Source organism: Rhizobium sp. CB3060 (assembly GCF_025200735.1).
Lineage (GTDB): Bacteria > Pseudomonadota > Alphaproteobacteria > Rhizobiales > Rhizobiaceae > Rhizobium.
On sequence record NZ_CP104158.1, the window covers coordinates 2,167,933 to 2,179,792 of the forward strand.

Genomic DNA, 11,860 nt, shown 5'->3' on the forward strand with positions numbered 1-11,860 from the left:
ATTTAAGGAGCGACTTATGCGCCTTTATGCTGCGCCGCCGCTCTATGAGCCATTGGAGATATGGCTGAGGACATGACCATGAGACACACGATCTACTGCGTTCTATGCGTCCTTGCTACACTGGCACTGGCCATCCTTGCGGCGCGTTATGTTACCGATGTATGGCTGCTCGCCTTTTTCGAAAGCCTTCAGACCCATATCAGCCTTTTCGGCATCGGGCTCGCCCTCCTCGCCCTCCTCTTCAAGCGGCATTGGTATGCGGTTTTCCTGGTGGCTGTCGGTGCCGGGCTTGCGGTTCATTCAGTGGTGATGCTGCGCGAATATGCTGCCTCCCCTCCGCTCAACCCGCCGGCAGCGGCCGATGCGAGCAAGAGCTTCACCCTGCTCTCCTTCAACATCGAAGACAGCAATTTCGAAAACGGCACACGGATCGCTGACCTCATTGTCAATTCGAAGGCTGATGTCGTGGAGATTTTCGAAGCAGGCCCGATCCAATCGGAGATGAAGCGAATAACCGCCGTCTATCCCAACCGCATCGGCTGCGGCATCATGACGAGCGATTGCGATTCCCTGCTGCTATCGAAGCGCCCATTCCAGACGCAGGTCATGCACAGCCTCGGCAGCCTTTGGGACAATCGCTTCGTTCTCGCGACCATCGACATGGATGGTCAGCCGGTTAACTTTGTCTCAGCCCACCTCAGCAAACCCTATTTCGACGAGTTTCATGGAATAGAGTTGGATATACTCGGCCCGATCCTGAAAGATATTCAAGGGCCGTTGATCGTCGCCGGCGATTTCAACGCTTCGGTCATTGCGCCCGATATGCGAGGCTTCCTGAACGACACCGGTCTGCGTCACACCTTTCCAGAACCCGCCACCTGGCCGATCATGGCCGGCGCCTATGGCATTTCCATCGACCATGTCTTCGCGCGCCCGCCGCTGCGGCTGAAATCCGTGCAACAGATAACAGACGCCATGGGATCGAACCATTTCGGTTTGATGACGGAGTTCAGCGTTTCAAAATAGCTCTTTGATTTTGCTCAAGCTTATCCGGAAAGCTGTCTGACATTTTGGTGACAGCCTACTCGGCCTCGGCTGCTATGAAGCCGCCCGACTGGCGCGCCCAGAGTTCGGAATAGAGGCCGCCGCGGGCAATCAGCTCGTCATGGGTACCCTCTTCGATGATCCTGCCTTTGTCGACGACGATCAGCCGGTCGAGCTTGGCAATGGTGGACAGGCGATGCGCGATCGCAAGCACCGTCTTGCCTTCCATCAATGCTTCCAGATTGGACTGCAGCGCGGCCTCGACCTCGGAATCCAGCGCCGAGGTCGCCTCATCCAACACCAGGATCGGCGCGTCCTTCAGCATGACGCGGGCAATCGCGATACGCTGGCGCTGGCCGCCTGACAATTTGACGCCGCGCTCACCGACATGGGCGGCATAGCCCGTGCGGCCCTTCTGGTCCTCCAGCGTCGCGATGAACGTATCCGCCTCCGCCCGCCGTGTCGCCTGCGCCATCTGCTCCTCGCTCGCCTCCGGACGACCAAAGAGGATATTGTCGCGGATGGAACGATTGAGCAGCGCGGTATCCTGCGTCACCATGCCAATCTCGCCGCGCAGCGATTCCTGCCGGACCGCGGCGATGTCCTGTCCATCGATCAGGATGCGTCCGCCTTCGAGATCGTAGAAGCGCAGCAGCAGATTGACGAGTGTCGTCTTGCCGGCACCGGAGCGACCAACGATGCCGACTTTCTCGCCGGCACGAACGGTCAATGAAAAATTGTCTATGACGCCACTGCCGCGACCGTAGTGGAAGGTCACGTGCTCGAAGCGAATTTCCGGATGGACGATCTGCAGATCCCTGGCGCCCGGCCGATCGACCAGGCCGATCGGCTCCGAGACCATCTCGGCGGAATTCTGGATCGTGCCGAGATTGCGCATGATCGCATTGAACTGCGCCATCATGCGGCCGAAGAGCATGTTGAGCCGCAATACCATGCTGAGCGTGAAGGCGACGCCGCCGGTGGAAATCTCGCCCGCAAGCCAAAGATGGATGGCAAGCGCCGCGATCGTCGTGATCATCACGCCTGACAGGAGGGCCAGCGACGAGCGCACGCCGGTCAGAAGCCGCGTGAAAGGCATGACGGCGGCCAGGAAGCGATCGAAGCCGTTGCGAATATAATCATCGTTCTGCTCTTCGCGGCCGAAGAGCTTCAACGTCTGGATATTGGCATAGGCATCGACCATGCGGCCGTTCAGCATCGAAGATGCCTCGGCAGCGTTGCGCGCGTGTCGCCGGATGCGCGGCACGAAATAGCGGGCAAGCAGCGAAAATATGCAGATCCAGATCGCGATCACCAGCGCCAGGCGCCAATCAAGCCCGCCGACCAGCGCTATGGTCGAGGCGGCATAGATGATGATGAACCAGACCACCTGCAGCAGCGAGACGACGAGATCGCCGGTCGATTGCCCCGCCGACCAGACCTTGGTGACGATGCGGCCGGAAAAATCATTCTGGAAGAAACTCACCGACTGGCGCGCGACATGCACATAGGCCTGCCAGCGCACGAGATTGAGGAAGCCGGGTACGACGACCTGCTCCTCGACCAGCGCCCCGAGGCTGACCACCACGAAGCGGACGACCAGCACGACGAAAACCATGCCAAGCAGCGCGCCGCCATGGCCGGAAAGCAACCCTGCCCAGCCCGCTCCCGGCTGCACCTTGTCTAGGATATCGACCAGATGGCCAACGAACCAGAACAGCGCCGCCTCCAGCACCGCCACTGCACCACCGAGCGCCGCCATCGCCAGAAACGGCCCCTTCGCCTGACCGACATAGTACCAGATGAAAGCCCAAAGCGACCGCGGCGGACGCAGGTCGCCAGTGCGGTAATAGGGATCAATCCAGGTTTCGAACAGGCGATAGACGGAACGGATCAGCATCCCAGCGATATAGGTGGTTTCGCCTGGGGTGCAAAGGAAAGTAGGCGTGATGGAATCTTATATTTTTGTCATGTTTGACGTAGGGAAAGCGCTACGATTCACGGCGCCCTGTCGTCGACATCCAGAATGCTTTGCAAGTCACGCCGCCCATTCAAGACGCGTACGACGACGAGGGTTTCACCTCGGACAAGGTAATAAACGCGAATTGTCTCGAAACCCAATACTGTACGCGATCTCAGACCATCGATATCCGGGTTGTCGAAATGGCGAGGCGATCCAGTCAATGGCGATTGTGCAGCAACTGATAAGCATTCGCGGACCGCTGGATAAGGCCATCATAACCTCCTAATTGTTCTCAATAGATAAGAAACAACAAAGATCGAATAAGGCAGTTCCACGCAGCGACATGAGCTAGCCGAAACAAAAAGGGCGAGCCCGAAGCCCGCCCTCTTTTCATTCCGCCGCCGCCTCGGCCTCTTCGTGGTCCGCCAGGAACCCACCGGACTGCCGGCTCCAGAGGTCAGCGTAGATGCCGCCGTGCTGGACCAGATCGTGATGCGTGCCCGTCTCGATGATGCGGCCCTTGTCGAGGACGATGAGGCGGTCCATCTCGGTCAATGTCGACAGACGGTGCGCGATGGCGATCACCGTCTTGCCCTGCATCAGCGCGAAGAGGTTTTCCTGGATCGCCGCTTCCACTTCGGAATCGAGCGCCGAGGTCGCTTCGTCCAACACCAGGATCGGCGCGTCCTTCAGGAAGACGCGGGCAATCGCGATGCGCTGCCGCTGGCCGCCGGAGAGCTTGACGCCGCGCTCACCGACCTGAGCGTCGAGCCCCTTGCGACCCTGCATATCCGTCAGCCCTTCGATGAACTCCCAGGCATTGGCGCGCTTGGCCGCCTCGATCACCTCCGCATCGGTCGCCTCCGGTTGACCATAGGCGATGTTGTCGCGGATCGAGCGGTGCAGCAGCGACGTATCCTGCGTCACCACACCGATCAGCGAACGCAGGCTGTCCTGGCTCACCTTGGCGATATCCTGGCCATCGATGGTGATGCGCCCGCTTTCGAGATCGTAGAAACGAAGCAGCAGGTTCATCAGCGTCGTCTTGCCGGCGCCGGAGCGGCCGACGAGACCCACCTTCTCACCCGCATGGATATCGAAGGTCAGGTTTTCGATGACACCATTGGCCTTGCCGTAGTGGAAGCGGACATGATCGAAATGGATCGCGCCCTGCTTGGCCGTGATCGCGGGTGCGGCCGGCACGTCGACGATGTCATGCGGCTTCGTCAGCATCTCGATGCCGTCATAGATCGTGCCGATGTTCTCAAACAGTGCCGAGACTTCCCACATGATCCATTGCGACATGCCGTTGACGCGCATGGCAAGCCCGATGGCGATGGCGATCGCGCCGATCGAGATCGAGCCGCTCAGCCAGAACCAGATCGACAGCGCCGAAATGACGAACAAGGCCACGCAGTTGTTGACGTAGACCGCGATGTAGAACAGCGTCACCTTGCGCATCTGCCCGTAGACGGTCTGCAGGAATTCGCTCATGCCTGCTTTGGCGTAGCCCTCTTCGCGGCCTGCATGCGAAAACAGCTTCACCGTCGCGATGTTCGTATAGCTGTCGACCACCCGTCCTGTCATCGTCGAGCGTGCATCCGCCTGAGCGGCTGCGATCTTGCGCAGTCGCGGCACGAAATAGCTGACGATGCCGATATAGATCAGGAGCCATGCGAGGATCGGCAGCATCAGCCGCCAATCCGCCGCAGCGATGACCAGGATCATCGACAGGAAATAGGTGACGACATAGACGAAGACATCGAGGATCTTCATCACCGCTTCACGCACGGCAAGCGAGGTCTGCATCACTTTGGTGGCGACGCGGCCGGCGAACTCGTTGGCGAAGAAGGTCATGCTGTGGCGCAGCAGGAAGCGATGCATCTGCCAGCGGGCAATCATCGGATAGTTTCCGAGCAGCACCTGATGCATGATGATGGAGTCGAGCACCGCCGCGAGCGGCAGACCGACCAGCACCATCGCGCCCATCCAGAAGAGCTTATGCCATTCCGTCTGCAGGAATGTCGCCTTGTCCGCATGCGACAGCCAGTCGACGATATCGCCCAGGAACTGGAACAAAGCCACTTCCCCGACCGCGATCAGCATGGTGAGAATGGCCATGGCAATGAGCCAGGGCGCGGCCGGCTTGGTATAATGCCAGCAGAAGGCAAAGAGACCCCGCGGCGGAACATGCGGCACTTCGCTTGGAAAAGGGTTTAGTCGCTGTTCGAACCAGCCAAACATGAAATGCTCCAAAGACTCAGGCCCTTCGGCCACCGCTTCCGCGTCTAAAGGGGATCGCGGACTGATATGGTGGCCGGGTGATGAAAGAACGAGGCCATATCGGCCGCGCAATGAATCAAAAAAGGGGAAACTTGCAAAAACGCGCTTTAAAGCGCCCGCATCATGGCCGCGCGGCCACGGCTCGGAGGCGCATCATCACAAACAAAATATTCATCTGAGCCTCCTATGTCGCAAGTTGTAGAGCGGTTCTCTTTTACCGTGCATTAATCGCTTTGGAAAGCGAAATGTGCCCAAAAACGCGCCTGAAATCTTCAATTCTGCTGATGAAGACATCACAGAAACAAGGGATTCGACAAAAGGCGAAGACAACGCCCGGCAATTTCGTTAGTTGCAGATTATGACTTCGCTGCGCATCGCCCTCTACCAGCCCGACATTCCCGGCAACACCGGCACGATCCTTCGACTCGCCGCTTGCCTCGGCCTTGGCGTCGACATCATCGAGCCAGCCGGTTTCGACATATCGGATCGCAATCTCAAGCGCGCCGGCATGGATTACCTCGCCACCGTCACGCTGACGCGACATGTCAATTGGGAACGTTTCGAGGATTGGCGGGCGGAAAGCGGGCGGCGTCTGGTGCTCGCCTCCACCAAGGCGGCCGAACGCTATACGGATTTCACCTTTCGGGAAGACGACATCCTGCTCTTCGGCCGCGAGAGCGCCGGTGTGCCCGATCATGTGCACGAAAAGGCCGATGGTCGCATCCTGATCCCGATGGTCGCTGGACAGCGCTCCATCAATGTCGCCATGTCTGCAGCGATGATTTCGGGCGAGGCACTGCGGCAGACAAACTGGTCATAAATGTCGCGGCAAATCTGAACGCTGCAGTGGCCAATTGCCGTTGGCACGTCGGGTAAAGTGTGAGAAGCTTTCTCCTGGAAGTGCTTTACCTAACGGCAGCTCTGGCGAGGTGACCCATGTTCCAGACGGCATTCACCCTCACCCTTACCCAATTCGCGCGCACTCTCAGTCTCCCTGAACGGCTGCAGCGCTCGCCGCTACGCAATCTCACTCTGGAAGCCTTGCGCCAGCGCAACACTGCGCTCGATGCCCTGTTTTATGACGTCAAGGTCATCACCCCGGAAGAGGCCTTCTACATCAGCGGTTCGCTTGCAGCCGAAGGCTCGATCATGATCGTGCCGCCGAGCGGCGGTGCTGCGATAACTCTCTGCGAAACGCTTGAGGAGTTCGCACTTCGCGGCGGTGGCGATGCCCAGGCGCTGGCCGTCGCGGGCATCGGCGGCTCCGCCCTTGGTGCTGCTGCCTTCGCCCGCAATGTCGCCGACGCCATCGGCGCGCCGGTCGCCATCGTCGTTTCAGGATATGGTCTGGCTGACATCGTCACAGAGGCCTTTGGCGGCCACTTCTTCTTTGGCCATATGAAAGGTCTGCGGCCCGTCTTCCAAATGCTGGATGATTTTGCCGGACGACCCAAATTCGGGGTCGCCGACAAGAATGACGACGAAACAGCCTCGCGCACCAGCCTCGACACCCGGACCGTGCGGGCGCTTCTTGCCGATCCTCGATTCTCCTTCCGCCTCCTGGCCGGCCATTCGAAAGGCAATCTGGTCATTTCGGCCGCCCTTCACGATCTCTGCAAGCAGGATGAGGCCAGGGCCGCGACATTGGCGAAGATATTGAAGATCGTCACCATCGGCGCCCGCATCGCCATGCCGCCGATCTTTTCCGACGTCGTCGATATCATCGGCGAATGGGACTGGTTCGGCGAGATGAACTCCAGGCCATTCATTCCGGCCGATCAGCGCATTCCGCATGCCTGGCACCACACCAACACGGATCTGGCCGGCCATTTGCCTGTCACCACAGTGCTCAAAGAGATTTTAGCCACGACCGCGATTTCGGAAGAGGCTCAAGCGGCGCCGGCCCTACATGTCGTGGCCGAGCGGGAGGCATCGAATGCCTCGACAACGGAAACCGCCGTCCCGCAGTCCTCGGAGCGCCCGGCGCGTCGCCCCGCAACGATCAAGAAGGTGAAAGAAGCCTTCTCTGAAAGAACGTTGCCTGACATCCCGCCGAGGCAAGCCGACCGATCCGGTGAAATGCAGCCGCCCAAGCCGCATTAAAATCAGGCGCCCCGCAAATATTGTCAGATATGTCGTTCGCAGTGTTGAACCGCGAGCCACCGGAGACATATAATCATTAGCCGGCGAGCAAAATTGCTGCTGCTCACCAGTCGTTCCCAGGCACTGAAATTCATGCCTTTTCAGTAGCTTCCGTCCGACTTCCGACAATCATTGAAAACATGACGGCATGAGAAAGACATAAAAAGGCGAAATGGAATCCACCGTCGTGATGATCAATTTGTTCGGGGCCGTTGCTTTGCTGCTGTTCGGCCTCGCACAGGTGAAGGATGGTGTTTCACGCGCCTTTGGCGCCAAGCTCAGAACCGGCCTTGCCAGCAGCACGCGCGGCGGGCTTCGTTCCTTCACCGCCGGCTTCGTGGCAACGGTCGCGCTGCAGAGCTCGACCGCAACGGCGCTGATGATTGCCTCTTTCGTTGAGCGCGAACTCGTCTTGCCGAGCATGGCGCAGATCGTGCTGCTCGGCGCCAATGTCGGTACCGCGGTGACGGCCTGGATCGTCGCGACCGGCATCGAATGGCTGTCGCCGCTGATCATTCTCATCGGCATCGTGCTTTATCGCCGCTCGTCCACCACCAAACAGGGCGCGGGTGCGGCACTGATCGGCATCGGCTTGATGCTTCTGTCGCTGCAATTGCTGAGCCTCGCCACGGCACCGATGCGGCAATCGCCGGCGCTTGGCGCCTTTATCGGCCTGCTGGACGGCGCTCTGCCCGTGGCATTGATCTTTTCGGCCGTGCTCGCCTTCCTCTCGTCGTCTAGTCTTGCCGTGGTCGTGCTGATCCTGTCTCTCGCTTCGACCGGCATTCTCTCCCCAGCCCTGACCGTCGCGCTCGTACTCGGCGCCAATCTCGGCGGCGCGGTTCCACCGGTCATTGCTACCCTCTCCGGCCCCGCCACTGCGCGGCGGGTGACGCTCGGCAATCTGATCGTGCGCACCATCGGCTGCCTCATCGTCTTGCCCTTTGCTGGCTATATCGGCGCGTGGATGCAGGCCCTGCATTTTTCGCCTGCCAAGCTACCGGTCGACATTCACCTGCTCTTCAACATCGCCCTCGCGATCTGCGCTTGGCCTTTCTCGTCCTTCTTGTCGAAGATGATGCGGCGGATTGTGGCCGACGATCCGCGAGCCGACGACGGCCCGAAATTTCTCGATCAGCACGCCCTGAACACGCCAGTCATCGCGCTCGCCAGCGCAACGCGCGAGGTTCTGGGTGTCGGCGACCTCATCGAACGCATGCTGATCCGCACCGAAAACGCGCTCAACAACAACGATCTTGCTCCCCTGAAGGAAATCGCGGTTCTGGAAAAGCGCGTCGACCGAATCCAGCAAGAGGTAAAGATCTACCTCTCCAAGCTCGGGCGCGAGGGATTGGACGACGAAAACGGCCGCCGCTCGATCGTCATCATCGACTATGCCATCAACCTCGAACATATCGGCGACATCATCGAGAAGGGTCTCGCCGAACAGGTTGCCAAGAAGATCGGCAAGGGCCTGACCTTCTCTGGCGATGGCTATCAGGAGCTGCAGAGCCTCCTCAACCTGACGATCGATAACCTGCGTATCGCCCAGACGATCTTCGTCACCCGCGATTTCAACCTCGCTCGCCAGCTCATGGAGGTGAAGGTCGACGTCCGCCGGCTGGAGAAACAATCCTCCGAGCGGCATCTCGAACGCCTGCGCGACGGCCGCGTTGACAGCCTGCAGACCAGCTCGCTGCATCTCGACATGCTGCGCGACCTGAAGCGCATCAATGCTCACATCGTCTCGGTAGCGCATCCGATCCTGGATGAAAGCGGGCTGCTGATCGAGAGCCGGTTGCGAAATACGCAGTAGCCGGTTGCGGCGAACGCGAAGATCGAAAACGGAAGAAAAATCCGTCCCTTATGCTTTGATTTCGTTCAACAATACAGAAAATTTCTCGTCATTGCATTATCGCCACTTTAGAAGCCTATGCTGTAGAACATTCGCAAATGACACATGGAGGAAACGTCATGCGTCTGGATGCCTATCTGATCTTTGACGGCGATTGCCGGCAAGCTCTCGAATTCTACCATCGATGCCTTGGCGGCGAGCTCACCGTCATGGACTACAGCCATCCGAATGTGGCGAGCCAAACGCCGGAGCACTAGCGCGATAAAGTCATGCATGCGCGGCTGACGGTCGGCGACGCTGTCTTGATGGCTTCGGACGGCAGGCCAGGTGAAACCGGCAGGAAATGCGGTTTCTCGGTCTCCGTTCAAATCGACAGGCCGGAAGAAGCGGAGAAGCTGTTTGCGGCTTTGCAGGAGGGCGGCACGGTTACCATGCCGATCGATGAAACCTTCTGGGCGGAGCGTTTCGGCATGCTGGTCGACAAGTTCGGCGTGCCGTGGATGATCAATTGCCAGCGTTCGACTGCCTGATATCAATCGGCTGACGGGAGGCGCCGCATGGTGAATTCGATGCGATCGCCTTCCACCTGCCGCCAGCTTTCGACTTCGGTCCAATAGGCGGCTTTCGGAAATTCATCGAACCACTCGCGGGCCTTGGCCCGCGCTTCCGGGCGACTGAGACAAAAAGTCTCGCGGACAAAATCACCTTTTCCGCCGGTAGGCTTTTCCTGCCGGTAACGTGAAATCCTGCGTCTCAACCCGTCAAGGGGCGGCGGTCCGGGTATTTTCATCGTGAAACCTCGCCTTTGAGAGGGAAGATAATACCGCATTTGGCAATTTGCGAGTCGATTCTCCGGCGAGCCCAGCGCGCTGGTGACGATGCGATGATGCTGATATTCAGACCGGGAATCGACATTACGTGAATCGCGGGCTCCTGGCGGCCCGCCCCGCCGGAGAGCATACATGGAACGACCGGAACTTCCCAAAGGACTACCCGAAGACATCGAAGACAAGAAAGAAGCGGCCAAGGGCTGGTTTGAAAGCCTGCGGGACGCGATCTGCGCGCAATTCGAACAGTTGGAGGACGAGCTTGCCGGCCCCCTCTCGGACCAGGAGCCGGGGCGTTTCGTCGCCAAGGACTGGCTGAGAGAGAACGGCGAAGGCGGCGGCGGACGTATGTCGATCATGGAGGGCCGCGTCTTCGAAAAGGTCGGCGTTCATACGTCCACCGTCTATGGCGATTTCTCGCCCGATTTCCGCAGCCAGATTCCGGGTGCAGAGGAAGATCCGCGCTTCTGGGCCTCCGGCCTGTCGCTGATCGCTCACCCCGTCAACCCGAACGTACCGACCGTGCACATGAACACGCGCATGGTGGTGACGACCAGCCATTGGTTCGGCGGCGGCGCCGACCTGACGCCCGTGCTCAACCGGCGGCGCACGCAGGAAGACCCCGACAGCGTCCTCTTCCATCGTGCCATGCAGATTGTTTGCGACCGTCATACGGTTGCAGACTACCCGCGATACAAGACTTGGTGCGACGACTATTTCTATTTGAAGCATCGCAATGAACCGCGCGGCATCGGCGGCATTTTCTTTGACTGGCTGCATTCTGGGGAGGAGGCAGGCGGTTGGGACGCGGATTTCGCCTTCACGCGTGATGTCGGGCGCGCATTTTCCATGGTCTACCCGCGGATCGTGCGCTCGAATTTCAATGACGTCTGGTCCGAAGAAGATCGTGACGAACAATTAATTCGTCGCGGGCGCTATGTGGAGTTCAATTTACTTTACGATAGGGGTACAATATTCGGGCTAAAGACAGGAGGCAACGTGGAGTCGATCTTATCGTCCTTGCCACCCGTCGTGCGCTGGCCATAGAATGGCAAATGCTAAATCAGAAAAATCTTGAATTAGTTCGGAGGAGTACCGAGGTTAGGTAATGCTCGTTTCAATCGGAGGAGGTTGTAATGGCAGTACAGAATCAAGTGGCAGAAGCCGCGAAGGAACAAAAGCTTTCGCGCACAGTCGATACGCCGGATTTCGTCGTCCGGCTGGCTGAGGACATGAGGGTTAGAAGCGGGTCGGATCTGCCACTCTCCTGCTTCATCGAGCAGGTCAGAATGCAGTTGGCTGGCAAGTCGCCGAGCGATGTGGCACGCATCGTATCCGACCGCCCGGCAAAGCAAGCGCCCGTTCCGAAGTATCAATCTTCGGATTGCTTCAAATCCTGGGCCATGCCGGATTGATATCCGGGAAGTAATCGTCCGGCAGGGTGGAGGCCCTGCCGGACGTCCGAAACCTTTCCCCACCTTTTGCGTTTTGACCTTCAAGCCGCCGTTCGGCTGGAAGTCTTTCATGGCGTCAAAATATCAGGAGGCAGATATGCGACTGTTCGAATGTGGTACACTTGTACCTGGATGCGACTGGCACACGCGCGCCAATGACGATGCCGAAGTGGTTCGTCGCGCTGTCGAGCACATGCGCAACGCCCATGGCGAGACGATCATCCGCGAAAATATGGTCGACAACATCAAGGCCCGCATTCGCGACGAGGCGAGCGCCGCCTGATCAACGGAC

At 59.0% G+C, this 11,860-nt stretch carries 12 protein-coding genes; 9 read left to right on the forward strand and 3 right to left on the reverse strand.

The features are described 5' to 3' along the window. Positions 1–78: 78 nt before the first annotated feature. Positions 79–1,026 carry an endonuclease/exonuclease/phosphatase family protein gene (locus N2601_RS10555; RefSeq protein WP_104825156.1) on the forward strand — a complete coding sequence of 316 codons (948 nt, stop codon included), beginning with the start codon at positions 79–81 and terminating at the stop codon, positions 1,024–1,026. Between the two features lie 55 nt (positions 1,027–1,081). Here the strand turns inward: N2601_RS10555 and N2601_RS10560 are convergent, their stop codons facing one another. Both N2601_RS10560 and N2601_RS10565 read right to left on the reverse strand, forming a co-directional pair. Next, the gene (locus tag N2601_RS10560; RefSeq protein ID WP_104823753.1) at positions 1,082–2,944 is read right to left on the reverse strand and encodes an ABC transporter ATP-binding protein; all 1,863 of its coding nucleotides are present in this window, start codon (positions 2,942–2,944) and stop codon (positions 1,082–1,084) included. Positions 2,945–3,397: 453 nt separating this feature from the next. Then, positions 3,398–5,251, reverse strand: a complete 1,854-nt coding sequence (locus N2601_RS10565) for an ABC transporter ATP-binding protein (protein WP_260303069.1) — start codon at positions 5,249–5,251, stop codon at positions 3,398–3,400. A 397-nt stretch (positions 5,252–5,648) separates the two neighbouring features. Here N2601_RS10565 and N2601_RS10570 point away from each other — a divergent pair, with 397 nt between their 5' ends. The 5 genes from N2601_RS10570 (at position 5,649) to N2601_RS10590 (ending at position 9,817) form a co-directional block, all read left to right on the forward strand. Further along, complete coding sequence (locus tag N2601_RS10570; RefSeq protein WP_260303977.1) at positions 5,649–6,110, forward strand: tRNA (cytidine(34)-2'-O)-methyltransferase; 462 nt, start codon at positions 5,649–5,651, stop codon at positions 6,108–6,110. Positions 6,111–6,226: 116 nt separating this feature from the next. Further along, a complete protein-coding gene (locus N2601_RS10575) occupies positions 6,227–7,393 on the forward strand; it encodes a hypothetical protein (RefSeq protein WP_260303070.1) in 1,167 nt (388 codons plus the stop codon). Between the two features lie 211 nt (positions 7,394–7,604). Next, positions 7,605–9,248, forward strand: a complete 1,644-nt coding sequence (locus tag N2601_RS10580) for a Na/Pi cotransporter family protein (RefSeq protein ID WP_260303071.1) — start codon at positions 7,605–7,607, stop codon at positions 9,246–9,248. Positions 9,249–9,406: 158 nt separating this feature from the next. Next, positions 9,407–9,544 (forward strand): VOC family protein, encoded by a 138-nt coding sequence (locus tag N2601_RS10585; protein WP_260303072.1) that lies wholly within the window; start codon positions 9,407–9,409, stop codon positions 9,542–9,544. A 12-nt stretch (positions 9,545–9,556) separates the two neighbouring features. After that, positions 9,557–9,817 carry a VOC family protein gene (locus tag N2601_RS10590; RefSeq protein ID WP_260303073.1) on the forward strand — a complete coding sequence of 87 codons (261 nt, stop codon included), beginning with the start codon at positions 9,557–9,559 and terminating at the stop codon, positions 9,815–9,817. Positions 9,818–9,819: 2 nt separating this feature from the next. On the opposite strand, the gene N2601_RS10595 is transcribed toward N2601_RS10590, so the two are convergent. Beyond that, positions 9,820–10,077 carry a hypothetical protein gene (locus tag N2601_RS10595; protein ID WP_104823759.1) on the reverse strand — a complete coding sequence of 86 codons (258 nt, stop codon included), beginning with the start codon at positions 10,075–10,077 and terminating at the stop codon, positions 9,820–9,822. Between the two features lie 172 nt (positions 10,078–10,249). On the opposite strand from N2601_RS10595, the gene hemF reads away from it, so the two are divergent. From hemF to N2601_RS10610, 3 genes are all read left to right on the forward strand, one after another. Continuing rightward, positions 10,250–11,161: an oxygen-dependent coproporphyrinogen oxidase gene (gene hemF / locus N2601_RS10600; RefSeq protein ID WP_260303074.1), complete on the forward strand. Its 912-nt coding sequence runs from the start codon at positions 10,250–10,252 to the stop codon at positions 11,159–11,161. Between the two features lie 89 nt (positions 11,162–11,250). Further along, complete coding sequence (locus tag N2601_RS10605; RefSeq protein WP_104823761.1) at positions 11,251–11,529, forward strand: hypothetical protein; 279 nt, start codon at positions 11,251–11,253, stop codon at positions 11,527–11,529. A gap of 136 nt (positions 11,530–11,665) precedes the next feature. Further along, positions 11,666–11,851: a DUF1059 domain-containing protein gene (locus N2601_RS10610; protein ID WP_104825157.1), complete on the forward strand. Its 186-nt coding sequence runs from the start codon at positions 11,666–11,668 to the stop codon at positions 11,849–11,851. Positions 11,852–11,860 lie beyond the last annotated feature (9 nt).